The organism is Sphingobacterium paludis (assembly GCF_004364125.1).
Taxonomy (GTDB): domain Bacteria; phylum Bacteroidota; class Bacteroidia; order Sphingobacteriales; family Sphingobacteriaceae; genus Sphingobacterium; species Sphingobacterium paludis.
The window spans coordinates 696203-715680 of sequence record NZ_SNZV01000001.1 but is presented as its reverse complement, the minus strand read 5'-3'; the positions used below and the strand labels follow the sequence as shown (position 1 = coordinate 715680).

Genomic DNA, 19478 nt, shown 5'->3' with positions numbered 1-19478 from the left:
TAATTCGTGAAAAAGATTATTGGGTTATATGTAAACTCCTACCGCGGTCTGTCAACCGAAGCCTGGTTGCTTGCCGTCGTGATGCTTATCAATCGTACGGGATCCATGGTGATTCCGTTTCTTAGTATGTACATGTCGTCGGCGCTCAACTTTACCAAGCCGCAAGTCGGGATGGTATTGGGCTGTTTCGGCTTGGGCTCGGTTTGCGGCTCCTGGCTTGGTGGCTGGCTGACGGATAAATTGGGGAATTATAAGGTGCAGACGTTCAGCCTTATCCTCACCGTACCTATCTTCCTTATGCTGCCGCACTTTAAGACTTTCGAAAGTTTAGCAGCCATGATCTTCGTGTTAACGCTTGTGGCCGATACATTCCGTCCAGCCAACTCCGTTTCCGTAGCGCGCTATGCAAAGCCGGAGAATCTCACGAAAGCCTATTCGCTTAACCGTATGGCCGTAAACTTGGGCTTCTCCATAGGGCCCGCTTTAGGCGGTTTTCTAGCCACCTTTTCCTACGATTGGATCTTTTATGGTAATGCGATCGCAGCGCTATCGGCAGCTATCGTGTTTGTGCTCTTCTTCAAAAACAGGAAACCCCGAAACCAGATTGCGGCGCTTCTCAAAACGGAAAAGAAGCTGACCGCTGGTGATCGAAATGCATACCTCGACACGCCATTTGTCATCTTCAATGTTTTTTGCTGCCTGTTCTCGATGGCATTTTTCCAGTTACTAAGCACCTTGCCCCTATTCTATAAGGAAGTGAAGATGATGACCGAAGGGCAAATTGGCATATTGCTTGGCTTCAGTGGCTTCTGTATCGTGGTGTTTGAGATGCTGTTGGTACATGCTGTGGAGCATCGTTTTACAGCACGCCAGGTGATGATCTATGGAACGGGGATCGCAGGTATTGCTTACCTGATGTTGAACGCGCCTTACGGCGTCCCTTGGCTTTACGTTTCTATGTTTATCTTGTCTATTGGTGAAATGCTAACACTTCCCTTCACCGCTACCATCAGCGCATCTCGCGCTACGCTTAACACCCAAGGCGCCTACATGGGCTTTAATTCGCTTGCTTTTGCCGCAGCGAATATTTTCTCGCCATACCTCGGCACCTATGTTGCCGAACATTACGGCTACAACACGCTGTGGTTCGGTACCGCCGCCGTTATGCTTTTCACTGCTTTGGGCTTTTCCTGGATCCTGAAGAAGTTTTAAGGGAGTTGTTTCGAAAATCTGCTGCTGATAGGTGCTGTGCTAAGCATAGCGATCGTACGCCATTTTTAAATATTAATGATTAATTTTGCACCATGCAATTTTCTTCAAGATTACTGGAACAGGCTGTAGATGAATTTGGACGTCTGCCCGGCGTTGGGAAAAAGACAGCCTTACGCCTGGTGCTTTACCTATTGAAACAGCCCGATGCTGACGTTTCTCGATTTACCGGCTCCATCAATCTGCTAAAAGAAAATATCCGCTACTGCAAGAACTGTTTTAATATTTCCGACCAGGAGGTTTGTGAAATTTGTGTCTCGCCAAAACGAGATCATGAAACGATTTGTGTTGTGGAAGATACACGCGATGTGATGGCTATCGAAAACACCAATCAGTACCAGGGTGTGTACCATGTCTTAGGGGGCCTGATATCGCCTATGGACGGAGTTGGTCCTTCCGATCTTAAAATTGAAGCATTGATCGACCGTTTACGCAGTGGAAATATCAGCGAGATAATCTTGGCGCTGAGCGCCACCATGGAAGGCGACACCACGATATTCTACCTTTCGCGCAAGTTGAAAGAATTTGACGTGCAGGTCAGCACCATCGCCCGGGGCATTGCCTTTGGTGGCGAACTCGAATATGTCGATGAGTTGACGCTGGGCCGCTCCATCGCTACCAGAGTGCCGTTGAGTGAAAAGTAAAACGTTAAAAGGTGAAAAGTAAAACGTTAAAAGGTGAAAAGTTAAAATTCAAAAGTTAGAAGTTAGAAGTTAGAAATAATGCAAAGGACCGCAGACGCAACAAAACTAATGCGACATTGCGTTTAATAATGGAAAGAAGCGATAAAGTATGGGGAACCTAAACTTCTCGCATTACTCAATACTCACTACGCGATACCACTTCAAATGCGACATTTTGCTTAATTAGGGTCGGAGGCGATAAGTGAATAGAATCATTCATAGCAAAGCGGTCTTCAGAGCTTTACGTTTCATCAAGCGATGGCCAGAGCAGCGATGCTGCCGCGGCTTAGTGGGAAGGTCAGGCATTAGATTATTTACCAAAATCCACTTCAAAAGGATTTTGGGAAGTCATCTGGCCTGATAGGGAGCTCGCTGCTGCGCATTGGATGGCGGGCAAAATCGCCTCGATGAAACAATGATTTTTTGGCTACTTTTTTATCATTGAAAAAAGTACGCCCCACGTCCCGGGTAGGGACAAGCGATCTGCCGCATGCCGCAGCAAATTCAGGTTTTTATTTATAAAACAGTTTATCCAACCTACATCCCTTCCGCCGCATGCCGCGGCAAGGCAAATACTTTTGAAGGGCAAAAGTATTCAAAACCCCGTCGCTTGAAACCTTTGCAGGGAAAGTTTGTGCTGTGGCAAATGAATACATATCGCAAAGCTTTCGATGCGACATTTCGTTCAATAATGACCCCTGCAATCACTTATCTACCAAAGCTTTTCTACATACTAAACACTACAACACACCCCTCTAAATACTCCATACTATCTACTACAATCTATTGCATAATACGCACTACGCTATACCAAATACCAATCACTTTCCATCAAATTTTACTATATTGGAAATGTTAACATAATCTATGTATATGGCGAAAGAGGATAAAATCAGAAGTTCATTTGCTAATAAGACCTGGCAAGAAATAAAGGTGAAGGATTCGTGGCAGATATTTAAAATTATGTCAGAATTTGTAGACGGCTTTGAGAAGCTGGCGAAGATAGGTCCGTGCGTTTCGATATTTGGATCGGCCAGAACAAAATCGGAGCACAAGTATTACGAAATGACCGTGGAAATCAGTCGGCTGCTGGCCAATAAGGGCTATGGAGTCATTTCAGGCGGTGGTCCGGGAATTATGGAGGCTGCAAACAAAGGCGCGTACGAAGCAGGTGGAAAATCTGTGGGGCTAAACATTGAATTACCCTTTGAGCAGTTTCACAATAAATACATTGACCGCGACAAGCTGTTGGAGTTTAACTACTTCTTTGTGCGCAAGGTAATGTTCATGAAATATTCGCAAGGCTACATCGTCATGCCTGGCGGCTTTGGCACTATGGATGAGCTTTTCGAATCCATAACCCTGATACAAACGGGTAAAATTGCGCGCTTTCCGATCGTTCTCGTTGGCATTGAGTATTGGAAAGGCCTTTTCGACTGGATAGAAAATACAATGTTGGGCAATGCCTATATCTCAGAAGAGGATTTAAAATTGTACCGCTTAGTCGATACCGCCGAAGAAGCAGTAGAACATATCTTCCGTTTCTACGATAAGTACTTATTGAAACCGAATTTTTAGAGGCAGAATAAAAGTGAAGGTGTGCCAAAAGCACCGGATATCCGCCAGTTATAAATCTATCGGTATGCGAACCGTTGCCGATTATAGTATTTTGTAGCGTCAAACGCCAACGAGAGTGATTTCCGTTAAGGATCAGTTCGTAATTCAACATGCCCCTATTCGAAAGTAAACGATCCTTACGTTTAAACGTGTGAAGATCAAAAAAAGCCCGGCATCGCCGGGCTTTAAAAGAAAATCAGTGATAATTTGATCGCTAAAAGATATAACGAATACCAAACATCATCTGCCAAGTAGTATTTAAATTACTTGCATTTTGGAATGGTTGAGTTGGCAATTCATTATTTACACTTCTCATGCGGAACGTCGGTATACCATTCGCTCCAACATTTCCAACACTTCCTAACAGTTGTTGAGCTGTATTCAAGTTCTCTTGTATACCCCAAGATTTGTTCAAAAAGTTACCGAAGTTAATAAAGTCTGCACTTAACTGAATGCTGTGTCGACGTGGTCCAATGTTCGTAAACAGATCTTGAGAAACACGCACATCGAAACGTCCCAACCATGGACGTAAAAATCCATTTCTTGGTAAGTATTGCCCTCTATAAGATTCTAACCCATTATCGCCGACAAACTTATCAAAAGCTGCTAATTGTTCTGCAGCAGTGAATGTACGGGATTGGTTATTTCCTTCCGCATCTTTAAATGTGACGGTATAATCTTGGAAATTTAAAGACGATGATTGTCTTGGTAAATAAATCAAATCGTTTGTCTGCCCATCGCGATTTAAATCTGTAGAATAGGTATAGGAGAATCTACCCTGATGAGATCCATTGTAAAAAACACCCACAGTTGTTGCCAAATGATTTGCGTATTCAAATCTGTAACTTAAGTTAGCCACGACGCGGTGAGGAATCGCGAAAGCGGAACGATGTAAAATCTGGTCATTTGGACTATTTATCACTGGTGAAGCTCCCCAAGCAGAAACGCCACTGGAACCACTGTTGCCTGTCACCTCTCTAGAATCACTGTACGTATAGAACAAACTTCCGCTGAACCCTTGGTAATTTGGTACAGTCAATCCTATGGTAGCACTCAACGCATGCCCTTTAACATTGGTATTCGTTAAAACTGTTGCGCTATTTGCACCGATCGCGGGATTAAATGCCGTCGCTCCATTAGGATAATATGGTCTGTTATCTCCAAAATCACCTTCCTCACCCGAAGACCCGTAATTCAAGAAAGAATTTGATGGTCTTAGGTTTGCCCCAAACTGGAAAACAGCGTTTATATCACGTGTGTATAAGAAGTCCCCTGTCAATACTACCGGAGTATTCGGAATCTTGTAATCAGCTCCAACACTTGTACGCCATACCATAGGCATTTTAAAGTTACGATCTACCAATGAGAATGTACTTGGGGCACCATCACGAGGAGTGCGAATAAATACATCTTCAGCCCCCTCCGGAACATTATTTAAATGATAGTATCTGTCGGGGTTGAAACGCACATTTCCGATCCAACCTTGAACATTTGCGTATCCTCCAGGTTCAACCACATTTTGAAGCACTCCTGCACCTGTTGGCATATTAGTTAACCAAACAAAAGGTACCCGGCCTGAGAAAAATCCTGTTCCCCCACGTAGCATTAAGCTCCGGTCTCCAAAGACATCATAGTTAATTCCTACACGTGGAGAAATTAGAAGTTGGGATTTTGGCCAAAGTCCTGACTGATAATTAGTCGGCATACCGTTAACATCTTGAAGTCGCAATGCATCAATAGATGGGTTAGCCGTCAACTTATTCATATAGATAGGCATTTCAGCGCGCACACCGTAAGTTAAAGTTAATCGGTCAGTTGCAGTCCAACGATCTTGTGCATACAGCGACGCTAAGCCAAAATTAATACGTGCATAGCTCTCTTGACCATCGTAAGGATAAGTTAGAGCAAACATAATTGGAGCTTTTTCGTTAGGTGTACCTGTGGTAAGAAAATCTTCTACCGAAGCATAGCGGTAATAGGAAGTACCTGAACGAACGAAGCTGTTACCGAAATTCTGGATTTCAAAAGCTGCTCCAAATGTAAAGTTGTGTTTATCAGCTTGTAGGTTTAAGTTGTTAATAAATGAGTAGTTATTATTGACAACATCATTATTGAAAGAAAACAACTCCGTACCAAAACTCATGTAATTCTGATGTGGAGATGAAACCCCCGTGTGTGTACCGTCGCCAATGTCGACAAAAGGAAACAACTGATTACTAGGCGTCGTTCTTGTATCTTGAATACGTGTATAGGTTGCCAAAAACTGGTTACTTAGACGAGAACTGAAATTACTATTTAACTCAGCAGTTAGTGAACGTACGACATTTTTGAAGCCGTAATTACCGTTTTCAAACGTGATCGAGTTTTGACCAACACGCGCATAATTATTGAAATCTGCTCGTGGGAAAGGACCGGAATTCGCATTTGCGACCTGCATAGTGTTTCCGACTAATTGGTTATATCGGACGGCTAATTTGTGCACGTCATTTATATTCCAATCTAACCGCGCAAGAAATTTTGTGCTTGACTGTTTTGCTTCGTTCGCATATCCCTCGTAACGACCTGGTTCATAACCCCATTGGTTGATGAGGTGATTGCGTACCGCTTCCAGATCAGCACGAGTTGTTCTAGCAATGTTTTCTTCTGGAACTGCTACACCGTTCTCTGACGCGCGCCATAAATTAGCCCCTGATGCGTTGGCTCCAGTAGCCTCTTCACGTTCCGCGTTAATGAATAAGAATAATTTATCTTTTATAATTGGGCCACCCAAACGAAAACCAAAGTTCTTCTTAGCAGCGTCAATTTTATCTAAAGTAACGTCGTCAATTCTTCTACCCTGCAAATTTTGATTTTGTAAAAAGTAATACGCAGATCCTTCAACACGATTGGTTCCGCTACGAGTTACTGCATTAATACCAGCACCAGTGAAGCCAGACTGCGTAATATCATAAGGAGCGATATTAACAGTAATCTCTTCAATTGCGTCTAAAGAAATAGGCTGCGAACCACCTCCGGGAAGGGGATTATTCGAATCGGTACCGAAGCCGTTGTTGAAGTTTGCACCGTCAATCTGAACATTATTATAACGTGCATCGCGACCAGCAAACGAAGTTCCATTCGCCTGAGGTGTTAATCTTGTAAAATCCGTTATACTCCTGTTGATTTGTGGCAACTCTTGAAGTTGTTTGATACCAACGTTTGTCGAAGCACCTGTCTTTGCTGTATTCGTTCCACGTCCACCTGTCACCACTACCTCGTCGATTCCGATGGCAGATTGATCGCCAAAATCAGCATTTAACACGAAAGGCTCACCCAATTTTAGATAAATGTTATCATAAATAATTGGGGTTTGTCCGATGTAGGTAACTTCTACGCGATACGGACCACCAACACGCATGTTCGCAAGGTTAAAACGGCCACTTTCGTTCGTGGAGCTGCTGTATACAGTTCCGGAGGGTGTGTGCGTCGCTTTAATAGTTGCGCCCGGCGTAGCTTGACCAGCAGATTGTGTGACTACCCCCGTCACGCTACTTGTGGTCACCTGTGCCTGAATAGTTCCGTAGCTAGCGAGAACTAAAGCAAAGAAAAGTAGAGATTTTTTCATCCTAAATTTTTGTTGTTCTGAATTAGTAGTGCAAAGTTAGAAATAGCGGTTGATAATCTGGAAACTTAACATAAACTTAATATACAGCGACACAAATATTTATGGGGTATCGCACTGTCAATAAATCGATCCATATGCGTAAGATTGCAAGCTTTGGGATAATCAGCTCGGTTTGTTTTAGATATTTTCAAAGTTAACGCAGTTTATTTAAGAATTTAACAAATTTTAACAAATCAAAAATGTGGAAAACTTCCTAAAACCTTCTTAACATAAAAGGTGATTGATAACGGATAAGATCTAACTATTTATCGAGAATCAGCATCAAGCACCTCAGGATAAGCTTTCGTTAATGACATGCCCAACGATTGCACTAAATAAGCGCGACCTGTATTGGTACATTGCACATCTTTATCGATATTTGTTTTCGACGATAGGTTTAGCATTTTCATAAAACATTTTTATCACTAAACCATTCTATTGACTTACATGAATCTAGTATACCGTATATGTTTGAATTGTTTGAGGATGCACGTTTGCAGAGTGTTCTGCTGTCTATTCTATGTGGAGCTATTGTTGGTTTCGAACGCGAGTACAAAAACAAATCCGCAGGATTTCGCACCGTCATCTTAATTTGCTTTGGTTCTACGGTTTTCACGGTTCTCTCGCGCATGGGAAATGTTTCCGACGACCGGATTGCCGCGAATATCGTTACCGGAATTGGTTTTCTTGGTGCAGGCGTTATTTACCAGGGAAAATTTTCTGTCCAAGGCCTTACCACAGCTGCTGTTATATGGTCGATAGCTGGCGTGGGTATGGTTGTTGGATTTGAAGAATATGGCTTAGCTTTTACCTTAACCGCAATGATGGTCATTGTACTTTCGTTGTTTCAAAAGATCGAGCGGATGCTGGCAGACATATACTTTAAGCGAACCATCCACGTCACCTTTCAGGACATTTCGATTACACACCTAGGCGAATTTGAGAGCTTTATGAAGGAGCATAAGGTACGCTTGCAGCGCAAGGGCTTGGAAAAGAAAGGGCAACATCTTACGGTGGTTTACGAGGTTACGGGTAATAGAAAAAATATACGCGAAGCGAGCGAGGCGATTATTTCATTAGACTATGTATACGCTTTTAATAATATGTAGCGAAAAGGTAAGTAGCTGATGGTCTTTGTTTTTATTAAATTTAGTCTACCAAGACGATAAAAAGATCCCTATCTTTAAAGGGATGAAAAAAAGCTTTGGATACTATCTTGTGCGTTTCGTCCTTAAACTGAAGGGATTGAAAGCTATATTTAGTACCTCTCCCGTAGATTATCGAAAATTACGAAAATCCGATGTATTGCTTCCGCCGAGATCGCTATTCAATTCAGCGCGGATATCCATGCTGAACGTCCTGAAGACTGTTATCGTCGAAATCACCCCCGTGGAGAACAGTGCAGACCGCCTCTTGATTTATTTGCATGGCGGCGCCTTTATTTCTGGTCCCGCGCAACACCATTGGGACAGTTTGAAAAAGATCGGGAACGCGACTCATATGACACTTTGGACCTGTCGATACCCGCGCGGCCCTGAAAGTCAAATAGACGAAATTTCGGCCAATATCGATGAGGTGTACCAGCTCGCATTAACCCGCTTCAATCCAACAGCTATAGTGATCGCCGGGGACTCTGCCGGCGCGACCCTTGCCATGGCGCTAATACAGCGACTCCGAGCAAAACAAATTGCCATTCCAAAAAAGTTAGTATTGATCTCCCCTGTGGCTGATGCAGCATTCACGAATCCTGAAATCAAAGAAGTGGAACGAAAGGATGTCATGCTGGCCAAAACCGGCGTTTTAAGTGCAAAACAAATGGTTGCCGTCGACGGGGATCTTAACGATCAAAACCTCTCCCCGCTCTATGGATCCTTTGATGGATTTCCAGAGACCCTATTCTTTGCAGCTACAAACGATATTACCTACCCCGACCAGAAATTACTCATTGAAAAAATGAAAAATGCGCAGGTGCAATATAAACTTATTATCGGTGAAGATATGCCGCACATATGGCCATTACTGCCTATAATGAGAGAATCCCGCGTTGCGCTAGCGGATATGATATCTTTTTTAAAGCAGTAATGTGGTGAGTATTGAGATGTATCTTTAGATCTTAGATTTTAGTACTTAGTATGTAGAGGGGCGTATTAAGAAATAGGTCGAATGGCTCCATTAGCACTATCCCCTACTTAATCGACTGGTCGCATTTGAAGTCGTATTGCGTAATGAGTATTGAGTAATGTGAAAAGTTTAGGTTTCCCATACTTTATCGCTTCTTTCCATTATTAATCGACATGTCGCATTTGAAGTGGTATTGCGTAATAAGTATTGAGTAATGTGAGAAGTTTAGGTTTCACATACTTTAACGCTTCTTTCCATTATTAATAGACATGTCGCATTTGAAGTGGTATTGCGTAATGAGTATTAAGTAATGCGAGAAGTTTAGGTTCCCCATACTTTATTGCTTCCTCCCTTTATTAGTCGACTTGTCGCATTTGAAGTCGTATTGCGTAATGAGTATTGAGTAATGTGAGAAGTTTAGGTTTCCCATACTTTATCGCTTCTTTACATTATTAATTGACATGTCGCATCGAAAGCTTTGCAATATGTATTCATTTGCCACGGCACAAACTCTCCCTGCAAAGGTTTCAAGCGACGGGGTTTTGCTACTTTTGCCCTACAAAAGTAGTGCCCTGCCGCGGCATGCGGCGGAAGGGTTGTGGGTTGGACTTATGTGGTAGTGCGCACTATCTCCTAATTAAACAAAATGTAGCATTTGAAGTCGTATTGCGTCATGAGTATTGAGTAATGTGAGAAGTTTAGGTTTCCCATACTTTATCGCTTCTTTCCATTATTAATCGACATGTCGCATCGAAAGCTTTGCAATATGTATTCATTTGCCACGGCACAAACTCTCCCTGCAAAGGTTTCAAGCGACGGGGTTTTGCTACTTTTGCCCTACAAAAGTAGTGCCCTGCCGCGGCATGCGGCGGAAGGGTTGTGCGTTGGGTAAACTGCTTTATAAAAAGAAGACTGAACTTGCCGCGAAAGGGATGTGGGGTGGATTTATTAGGTAAACCGTTTATAAAAAATCTTTTCTAGAAACCAGTTTAAAAAGCTAGTGAACCTCAGTCTCTTTTACATCACAATGTTCCTGCAACCATTTTTCATCAAACTCAGCAAGCTCTCTACGCTCCCCTTTATAGATGAAATACGTATTCGGCTTATCGTCTTTGCCCTCAGTTTGTACCATCGGCATTTTATTAACAATTTTCTCTTCCGGACAATCTTGAATAAGCTTGGCAGATTGTTTACTTGCCGAGCAAGCGCTTAATAAACACAAGGCGATACTGGATAAGATGATTAGATTTTGCATAGATCAAGTATATATAATGTAGTACACATGTTGTTCCACTAGCTTACTACAAAAAGCCTGCTAGTTTTCATCGGCTAGCCGGCTTTTTTATCAACTGATGTAGGCGTAGGTAATACCATCGCCACCACGATCAGCATGTTCATCTTCAAAGTGCGAAACGTGGTTGTATTTGCGCAGGTAGTCGCGAACGAACTTCCGGAGAATACCATCTCCTTTTCCATGTAAAATCTTCAGTGTGGGGTACCCTATCATCACTGCCCTATCCAAGACAGTTTCCAGTTGGCGCAGAGCATCCTCTGTACGCATACCGCGCACATCCACCTCCGGTTGGAAGTCGGCAACGGACGATGTCGACAGCGAGCGATGTCTTTTAACGACCTTTGCCTTCTCTTTTCCGCGCAACTTGACAACCTTATTCTTCTTTACTACCGTGCGTATATCGCCTAAGGCTAGAATCAAATTGCTGCCTTTAGAGACCTCGATCACTTGCGCCTCCGTATCTGCATCTACGATCTTGACCCAATCTCCTACCTCGATCACCTCATCTCCAGCTATAGCCGATGACGGCGCTGCCGATGGCTTGGCAGACGGCTTTTTTTCCGTGTTTTTATCCACCGCGGCATGCAGCTCACGTCGCAATTCGCGCGTTCGCTCCTTATCCGCCTGTGCCGATTTTATCTCCGAAATGGTATTTTCAATCAGCTTGTTTGCGTCTTTAAGAATCTGCCGAGCCTCCTCTTTCGCGTCACGGATCAGCTGCCGCTTATTTTCTTCCAAATGGCTTTGGAGCTGTTCGTACTCTGCTTGTATTGTTTCCAATTCCCTCTCACGCTTTCCGATAGCAATTTTGGTATCGTGTACAAGCTTTTTATCGCGCTCTAGATCCACCAGAAGGGTATCCACCTTTTTCTGTTGGGTACCAATCTTTTGCTTGGCCGATTCTAATATATCCGCACGAAGACCAATTTTTTGCGCAATTTCGAAGGCATACGAACTACCAGGCTTGCCCACCTGTAAGATGTACAAAGGACGCATCGCGACGTTATCAAAAAGCATCGAAGCATTTTCCAAACCGGCAGTATTGCTGGCGAAGACCTTCAAGTTGGAATAGTGTGTGGTAATGACGCCTCGGATATCCTTTTTATTCAGGGATTCCAATACCGCTTCGGCAATCGGACCGCCAAAAAGCGGATCCGTACCCGTACCAAACTCATCAATTAACACCAGCGTTCGCGCATTCGCAAATTCAGTAAAATGCTTCATTTTCGAAAGGTGCGCACTGTACGTACTCAAGTCGCTTTCGATCGATTGGTCATCACCAATGTCGGCAAAGATCTGTTTAAAGATCCCGAGCTTCGAGGTGTCATCCGCCGGAATCAGCAAACCAGACTGCACCATCAGCTGCAGCAATCCTACCGTCTTCATGCACACCGATTTACCTCCAGCATTAGGACCCGAGACCAAAATTACGCGATCATGCTGATCGATCTTGATATGCAAAGGCACCACCGTCTGCTGATCTCGTTTAGCGTTAATCAGTAATAGCGGGTGCCGCGCATTCACTAGATTGATTTCAGCATCCTTCGAAAGCTGTGGCATGTCGGCTTCAATGTCAATAGCGAACAAAGCCTTCGCTCGTACAAAGTCGAGCTTGCTCAGCAAGCCGTGATAAGATAGCAAAAGCGGTACATGCGGACGTAACTCGGCCGTTAACTCCATTAAAATACGAACCACCTCGCGGCGCCGTTCGAACTCCAAATCCCTCACTTTATTATTCAGGTGAAAAACTTCTTCGGGCTCTATATAAGCCGTTTGCCCCGTAGCAGATTCATCGTGAATTAAGCCTTTGAGTTTGCGTTTGTTTTCTGCCAAAATGGGGATACACAGCCGCCCGTCCCGAACCGTTAAATTACCATCTGCTGTCCAACCATTATGCTGCGCTTGCTTAAACACTTGGTCGATACGTTTCCGAGCTTCTTGTTCACTTTTAAGGATTTGCTGCGTAATGTCCAGTAACAATCGGGAGGCGTTGTCCTTCATCCTTCCGCGATCGTCGATGACAGCTTCGATCTGCCGCACAATTTTAGTTTCAATGGGCAGGTGTTCGAAAAGCAACGTCAAATTGCTGTACTGCCCTTCGCGCTCATTGAAGTAGCGAATGACGGCATACACCGTACGAAGCGAGAGCAGTACGCGATAGAATTCATCTTCTGCGAGAAAAGAACCCACTATGCGCGCCTTTTCTGCCAACGGCTTGATAGGGTATAAATGGTCGACAGGCAGCGGCGCATCATGGAGCAATAAATCCCGAAACTCTTGCGTTTGGCGCAGAAAACGGTCAATTTGCTCCAGTTTTTGTTGAGGCTGTATTTTCTCTACCATCTCGCGGCCGGGCTCACTCAGGCATTTTTCTTGAATCAGGCTTTTAATTTCAAGAAAGCCTAATTTATCTATAGCGTTTTTAGGAAAAATCATATAAAAGATCAATTAACGGTGGGTAGCGAGTCCTGCTGTCGTTGAGCGGGCACTTGCGTTGCATCCACCGGGGTACTTGCTGGCGGCATTTGTTTTGATTGCACTGGCTGTGCAGCTCCATCAGACGGCTGCCGCACGCCAGCTTCTGGTAATGGTACTGGACCGCTGACTGGAATGTCTTCCTGTTGGAAAATATTGATCGATAAACCAGCCTGTTGCATAAACTCATTACGATAGACGCGGTACGTCAACGGAATTGTGTCTTTTTCTACCTGAAACAAAAGTCGCTGCGCCTCATTGCGTAGGCGCATGAAACGTTGAACATGACGAACACTGTCGCTTATACGGGCATTCTCTAGGGAATCATGCACACGGTAGGTTCGATCCAGATTAGTCAACTTATCGTTAACCTGCCCGTAAACCTTCTTAGCGACGGTAGGGTTGCCCAAGTAATAACGCAAATTGCGCGTAAACTGCGCCGAATCAATACCATAATTACCAAACACCTCGGCGTATAAACCATCGATGACTTTGCGAGAGCTATCGATCGGAAGCGTGTTCAGATAGCCATCCAACAAATGCACATCAGCCATCAAATCTGCCATCTTCTTTTCCGGTAAAATTCCTTCTGGAGCAGATTTTTTGCAGGAAATCAACAAAAAAAACGACGATAATATAATAAGTAATAAGCGCTGCATTTCGTAAGTTTGTACAAATTTACGAAAACGCATCTGAATAACCAGTTTTAAGTTTTTCGAAGCTGAAATCAAAACGGAATGAGCATAAAGACAACTATTGAAACATTACAGAAAGAACTACAGCCTATCGGTGTAACGCTGGTCGCGGTATCGAAAACGAAGCCCGTGGAAGATATCCAAGAAGCGTATGACGCCGGGCAACGGGTGTTTGGCGAAAATATGGTTCAGGAAATGATGGAGAAATACGAAGCGTTGCCCAAAGATATTGCCTGGCATCTCATTGGCCACTTGCAAACAAACAAAGTGAAATTCATTGCACCTTTCGTCTCGTTGATCGAATCGGTGGATTCGCTAAAGTTGCTGAAGGAAATCGACAAACATGGCGCCAAGCACGATCGTGTAATTGACTGTTTGTTGCAGGTATATATTGCTGACGAAGACACAAAATTTGGTTTGGATCATGCCGAATTGATCGAATTGCTCCGTAACGAGGAATTTGCCGCCTTAAAACACGTCCGCATTCGCGGGCTCATGGGCATAGCGACCAATACGGATAACGACAAAGTGATTAAAGACGAGTTCTACGAACTTAAAATGCTTTTTGACGGTATTAAAGCGAGCTTCTACCGGCAGGAGGATTCCTTCAGCATCCTGTCCATGGGCATGTCGTCGGATTATCAACTTGCGGTGGAGAATGGAAGCAATATGGTGCGTTTAGGCAGCACTATTTTTGGTAAACGCGTCGTCAAACATTATAAAAATAAAGATGCTGAACATTAGAACGGCAAAGCAGGAAGACTGCCCAGCTATGCTGGATCTGATCAAGGAGTTGGCGAGATACGAGAAAGCGCCAGATGCTGTAACGGTGTCTATGGATGAATTCATCGAAAGCGGCTTTGGCAAACAACCCGTTTGGGGTGCATTTGTGGCCGAACGCAACGAAACTATTGTGGGTATGGCGTTGTACTATATCCGCTACTCGACCTGGAAAGGCAGGCGGCTTTACCTAGAAGATTTGATCGTTACGGAAGCAGAGCGCGGTGCAGGCATCGGAAAACTTCTATTGGACCGTACGATAGCCTACGCCAAGGCACAGCAGTTCAGTGGAATGATGTGGCAAGTGTTAGACTGGAATGAGCCCGCCATAAATTTTTACAAAAAATACGAAGCAGATTTTGATAGCGAATGGGTAAATGTGTCTTTAGATTTTGGAAGTTAAGTAAAAGAAGCGTCTTAGTAGGCCTCGGCTTGCTCACGGCTTATTTCGCGGAGAGCTGTTTTTCGGAAAATAAAACAGAACAGGCTACGCATGCCGCAGGAGGCATTGTCGCGACAGACACGTTGGCGTATCAAGTGGTCAATTTTAAAGATTTTAGTCCCTATTTCTCCGGCACAGAGACCAGTGTGGACTCTACCCTCTTTACCGCGCAGTACCCTGTTTTCCAGCCGGAGGTTCAAGAGCTCGTCAAGCGGGCAATCTTTATTGATGGAGAAAACACGGTAGAGCAGGTTGCAGATAGTTTTCTGGGCGGCTATAACGAATATGCCGAAGAGCAGATGGACGCTGGCAACGGGGCTATCCCACCCTGGTTCAAGCACCAGCATTGCCAAGTGGTCCTAAACAAGCCGGGTATTTTAACCTTGCGAAACGCAATCAACGACTATACCGGCGGGGCGCACGGCATGGAAGTGGAGTTGTGGTTTTCATACGACGTAAAGCAAAAAAAGCGGCTCGTATTGGCGGATGTCGTTCAGGATAGTACACAGTTCTTAGCCATTGCCGAACACCATTTTAGGAAGTTGGAGCAATTGAGCGATACGGCTAGCTATGGTGCCGAGTATTTTTTCGATAGTTTCGCCCTTCCGGAAAACTTCGGGTTAACAAAAGACGGTATCCTGTTTCACTACAATCCCTACGAAATTAAATCGTACGCTGAAGGCGGAACAACGTTGCTTGTGCCCTACGCGGATGTAAAAGACATACTGACGGATAGAGCAAAAGAACTCTTGAAAGCAATTTAACCTAAAAAACCGAATAGAAAATAAATGCAAGTATTTAAGTTTGGAGGTGCATCCGTAAAAGATGCGGAAAGTATAAAAAATGTGGCCCACATTATGGCGAACTACAAAAAGGACGAGCTGCTCGTCGTCGTTTCCGCCATGGGTAAAACAACAGATCGGCTCAGTGAGGTTGCTCAACATTATGTTGAACAAACCGGGCAGGCCTTTACATACCTGGAAGAGGTAAAAGCCTGGCATCAGGATATTTTGGCAAACTTGTTTGACGACGCGACTGATCCCATTTTCGATGAGATCGCCAATTGCTTCGTAGAAGTGGAATGGGTGCTCGAAGAAGAGCCGCAGGATGCCTTTGACTACTTATACGACCAAATCGTGTCTACCGGAGAGATGGTATCCTCAAAAATTTTAGCTGCATACGCCAAACACAGTGGTATGCCCGTGAAATGGATAGATGCACGTGACTATGTATTAACCGATAATACCTACAGAGAAGCGGTGGTCGATTGGGAAAAAACCGAAGAGAAGATCCGAAGAGATCTGCCCGCCATTCTCGATGATTTTGTGCTCGTGACCCAAGGCTTTATAGGCTCTACATCTGAAAATTTCACGACCACCCTGGGCCGCGAAGGCTCGGATTATTCGGCGGCAATATTTGCTTCCTGCCTTAACGCGGAAGATATTACCATATGGAAAGATGTGCCGGGCGTGTTAAACGCAGATCCTAAATGGTTTGACCATACCGAACTGATCTCCGAGCTATCTTATACGGATGCTATCGAGCTTACGTATTACGGTGCAACCGTGATCCATCCAAAAACAATCAAGCCACTCCAGAATAAAAAGATAGCCCTCAACGTGCGCTCGTTTTTAAACCCGGCTGCCTCGGGAACCTTTATCCGGAGCACCAATCAAGGCCTGCCGATTCCTTCGTTTATTTTTAAGGTAAACCAGGTATTCGTCAATATTCAACCGAGAGACTTTTCCTTTATTGTAGAAGACAACCTCTCACACATCTTTAACCTTTTCCACAGCAACCGTATAAAAATCAACATGATGCACAACAGTGCGATTAGCTTTTGTGTAGCGATTGATGACACGGGTAAAAATATAGATACCCTCTTGGAAGAATTGGAAAAACGCTATAAGGTATCGGTGGAGAAGGGGTTGGAACTGATTACCATACGCTACTTCAACCAAGAAACCATTGATCGGGTGTTGGTCAACAAGCAGATCATTCGGGAGCTGAAAGATAGCTACACTTGCCAGTTGTTGGTCAAGAAAATTTAGTACAGCTGCACCACGCACGCAAAAACAGATCAGCGGTGAACACAAAACTATTGGCAACAGATGTCCAGGAATACCTTTCCACCATGCAGACGGCTTCTGCTGCTGCATTGGCTCTGAAAAAAAGTCCGTTTGAGGGTATTTCCAGTAAGGAAATCGCCCAGCAAGTCGATGGACGTCAACGCGCCGCGAAAAAGATCCCGGCCTGGACTGCCGTACAGGGTATGTATTATCCCGAAAAGCTCAATATGGAGCAATGCTCGTCTGCCGAGACCGGTCAGTTTAAGGCATCATTGCTGCATCCCGGGACTCGTCTTATCGACCTGACGGGGGGCTTCGGTGTTGACAGTTACTATTTTGCTCGGCAGGGTGCCCATGTCACGCACTGCGAAATCAACCCAAGCCTGTCGGCTATCGTACAGCACAACTTCAAACAGCTCGGACTGACACAGGTAACATGCGTTGCCGGCGATGGGATTAACTATTTAAAAAACCTGCACGATACATCGGTTATCATCTACATCGACCCCTCTCGACGTGTTGCGCAGCAAAAGGTTTTTCGATTAGCGGATTGTGAGCCGAACGTTGTTGCCTTGCAAGCGCTATTTTTCGAAAAAGCAACCTGTGTTATCACGAAGCTCGCTCCACTTCTGGATATATCGCTAGCTCTACAGCAATTGGAACAGGTCAAAGATGTGTACATCATTAGTGTAGATAATGACTGTAAAGAGCTTCTATTCGTGCAAGATAAGCAATACACAGGGGAAACAAAGCTCCACGCTATTCGCTTAACCGGCGGTAAGGAGCAACGCTTTACATGCAGCATAGCAGAGGAGCAACAAGCTGAAGCGGCCTATGCAGCTCCGGAAATGTACCTCTATGACCCAGATGTAGCGATAACAAAGGCGGGTGCATTTAAATCTGTAGGCGCTACTTTTGGCTTATCGAAATTGCATCAACATACGCACTTGTACACCAGCTCCCATTATGTGGCAGATTTCCCGGGTCGCTGTTTTCGTATACAGCATGTTTACCCAGTAAGTAAATTGAAAAAAAATGCGGTGCTGCCCAAAGCAAACATCGTTGCGAAAAACTTTCCGATGCGCGTGGAAGACATTCGCAAAAAGTTTAAGATTGCAGACGGCGGATCCGACTTCCTTTACTTCTGCACGTTACAAAGCGGCGAGCATGTCGCCATCCACGGTGTACGTTTCTCGGCCTGATCGTATGTAGGGAGGTTCTTGTTTTTGAAAATACTACGCGCAACCCCGCACTACCTCAAAAGTCTGCCAAATGTCAAGCTTTTCGAACACAGCTATCGATTGACAAAGCCATTACAAATTCCACCGGCGAACCACGTACTTTTAGGCTATGAATAAAATAAAACTTTCAGCCCTAGACCTCGCCACCGTTTGCAAAGGACAAACGGTTAAAGAAGCTATTGAGCGAAGCGTAGAAGGTGCACAATATATCGAGGAGTTGGGGTATGAGCGTGTTTGGTTTGCCGAACATCATAATATGGAACATATTGCCAGCTCGGCCACATCGGTGCTTATTGGCCATGTGGCAGAGAAAACGAAACACATTCGTATCGGTTCCGGCGGTATCATGCTGCCCAACCACGCACCCTTGGTTATCGCTGAACAATTCGGAACCTTGGCAAGCCTCTATCCGGGACGTATCGATCTTGGTTTGGGACGGGCGCCCGGAACAGATCAGGTCACGGCCATGGCCTTGCGACGTAATAACTTGAACACCTCATTTTACTTTAAGGACGATGTGCTTGCGTTGCAGCAATATTTCGAGAATGATAATCCGCATGAAAAGGTGCGCGCTTTTCCCGGCGAGGGTCAACACATTCCGCTATACATCCTAGGCTCCAGCACCGACTCCGCACATTTAGCGGCGGAGCTTGGCCTGCCATACGCCTTTGCCGCACATTTTGCACCAGCGATGTTTGCCCAAGCTGCGGAAATTTATCGCAAAACGTTTAAACCCTCTCGTCACTTGGATAAGCCTTATTTTATCGCCTGTGTCAACATCGTTGCTGCGGAAACAACAGTGGAGGCAGACTTCTTGGCAACGAGCCTGTTTAACATGTTTGCCGGTATATTGACCAACCACCGCCGTCCCCTCTCTCCGCCCACCGAGAAAGTAATATACGACGGCATTCCGGAAATAGAAAAGGCGGTGCACAACATGACAGCCTGCACCTTTACCGGAGATGCTGATGTCATAGCTGCCCAAATTCCGGCCTTTGTAAACGATTATCAGATCGATGAAGTGATGACAACAAATTATATCTTCGATGCTGGAAAAAGACTTGATTCGTTTCGTATTATTAGCGAAGCATTGCACCGTGCCTAATCGTTCTGTTTAACGCGATCATGATGACCAGGTAGCGGAAGGTT

At 44.6% G+C, this 19478-nt stretch carries 16 protein-coding genes; 11 read left to right on the top strand and 5 right to left on the bottom strand.

Annotation, left to right across the window (positions count from 1 at the left end):
* Positions 1–6 precede the first annotated feature (6 nt).
* The 3 genes from B0I21_RS02950 (at position 7) to B0I21_RS02940 (ending at position 3530) form a co-directional block, all read left to right on the top strand.
* Entirely contained in the window at positions 7–1212 is a 1206-nt protein-coding gene (locus B0I21_RS02950; protein WP_133638923.1) for an MDR family MFS transporter, read from the top strand.
* 92 nt (positions 1213–1304) lie between these two features.
* Complete coding sequence (gene recR / locus B0I21_RS02945) at positions 1305–1913, top strand: recombination mediator RecR (protein WP_133638922.1); 609 nt, start codon at positions 1305–1307, stop codon at positions 1911–1913.
* A gap of 912 nt (positions 1914–2825) precedes the next feature.
* Complete coding sequence (locus B0I21_RS02940) at positions 2826–3530, top strand: LOG family protein (protein ID WP_037503436.1); 705 nt, start codon at positions 2826–2828, stop codon at positions 3528–3530.
* Positions 3531–3783: 253 nt separating this feature from the next.
* Here B0I21_RS02940 and B0I21_RS02935 read toward each other — a convergent pair whose 3' ends face one another.
* Together B0I21_RS02935 and B0I21_RS19995 are read right to left on the bottom strand one after the other, a co-directional pair.
* Positions 3784–7173: a TonB-dependent receptor gene (locus tag B0I21_RS02935; protein WP_133638921.1), complete on the bottom strand. Its 3390-nt coding sequence runs from the start codon at positions 7171–7173 to the stop codon at positions 3784–3786.
* A gap of 305 nt (positions 7174–7478) precedes the next feature.
* Positions 7479–7622, bottom strand: a complete 144-nt coding sequence (locus B0I21_RS19995) for a hypothetical protein (protein WP_166637759.1) — start codon at positions 7620–7622, stop codon at positions 7479–7481.
* Between the two features lie 57 nt (positions 7623–7679).
* On the opposite strand from B0I21_RS19995, the gene B0I21_RS02930 reads away from it, so the two are divergent.
* Together B0I21_RS02930 and B0I21_RS02925 are read left to right on the top strand one after the other, a co-directional pair.
* Complete coding sequence (locus tag B0I21_RS02930) at positions 7680–8321, top strand: MgtC/SapB family protein (RefSeq protein ID WP_133638919.1); 642 nt, start codon at positions 7680–7682, stop codon at positions 8319–8321.
* Between the two features lie 82 nt (positions 8322–8403).
* Positions 8404–9294, top strand: coding sequence for an alpha/beta hydrolase (locus B0I21_RS02925; RefSeq protein WP_133638917.1), 891 nt, complete (start codon positions 8404–8406; stop codon positions 9292–9294).
* Positions 9295–10330: 1036 nt separating this feature from the next.
* Here the strand turns inward: B0I21_RS02925 and B0I21_RS02920 are convergent.
* The 3 genes from B0I21_RS02920 to B0I21_RS02910 form a co-directional block, all read right to left on the bottom strand.
* Positions 10331–10588: a hypothetical protein gene (locus B0I21_RS02920; protein WP_133638915.1), complete on the bottom strand. Its 258-nt coding sequence runs from the start codon at positions 10586–10588 to the stop codon at positions 10331–10333.
* A gap of 90 nt (positions 10589–10678) precedes the next feature.
* Positions 10679–13063, bottom strand: a complete 2385-nt coding sequence (locus tag B0I21_RS02915; protein WP_133638913.1) for an endonuclease MutS2 — start codon at positions 13061–13063, stop codon at positions 10679–10681.
* 8 nt (positions 13064–13071) lie between these two features.
* Complete coding sequence (locus B0I21_RS02910; RefSeq protein ID WP_166637758.1) at positions 13072–13761, bottom strand: DUF4296 domain-containing protein; 690 nt, start codon at positions 13759–13761, stop codon at positions 13072–13074.
* Between the two features lie 78 nt (positions 13762–13839).
* On the opposite strand from B0I21_RS02910, the gene B0I21_RS02905 reads away from it, so the two are divergent.
* The 6 genes from B0I21_RS02905 to B0I21_RS02880 all read left to right on the top strand — a co-directional run bounded on the left by B0I21_RS02905 (position 13840) and on the right by B0I21_RS02880 (position 19434).
* Entirely contained in the window at positions 13840–14541 is a 702-nt protein-coding gene (locus B0I21_RS02905; RefSeq protein WP_133638909.1) for a YggS family pyridoxal phosphate-dependent enzyme, read from the top strand.
* Positions 14528–14980, top strand: coding sequence for a GNAT family N-acetyltransferase (locus tag B0I21_RS02900; protein ID WP_208292250.1), 453 nt, complete (start codon positions 14528–14530; stop codon positions 14978–14980). Before B0I21_RS02905 ends, B0I21_RS02900 begins: the two co-directional genes overlap by 14 nt.
* Complete coding sequence (locus B0I21_RS02895) at positions 14947–15783, top strand: DUF3298 and DUF4163 domain-containing protein (protein ID WP_133638907.1); 837 nt, start codon at positions 14947–14949, stop codon at positions 15781–15783. Before B0I21_RS02900 ends, B0I21_RS02895 begins: the two co-directional genes overlap by 34 nt.
* A gap of 24 nt (positions 15784–15807) precedes the next feature.
* Entirely contained in the window at positions 15808–17070 is a 1263-nt protein-coding gene (locus B0I21_RS02890) for an aspartate kinase (RefSeq protein ID WP_133638905.1), read from the top strand.
* Positions 17071–17105: 35 nt separating this feature from the next.
* Entirely contained in the window at positions 17106–18290 is a 1185-nt protein-coding gene (locus tag B0I21_RS02885; RefSeq protein ID WP_133638903.1) for a class I SAM-dependent methyltransferase, read from the top strand.
* 148 nt (positions 18291–18438) lie between these two features.
* Positions 18439–19434 (top strand): LLM class flavin-dependent oxidoreductase, encoded by a 996-nt coding sequence (locus B0I21_RS02880; protein WP_133638901.1) that lies wholly within the window; start codon positions 18439–18441, stop codon positions 19432–19434.
* Positions 19435–19478: the final 44 nt, after the last annotated feature.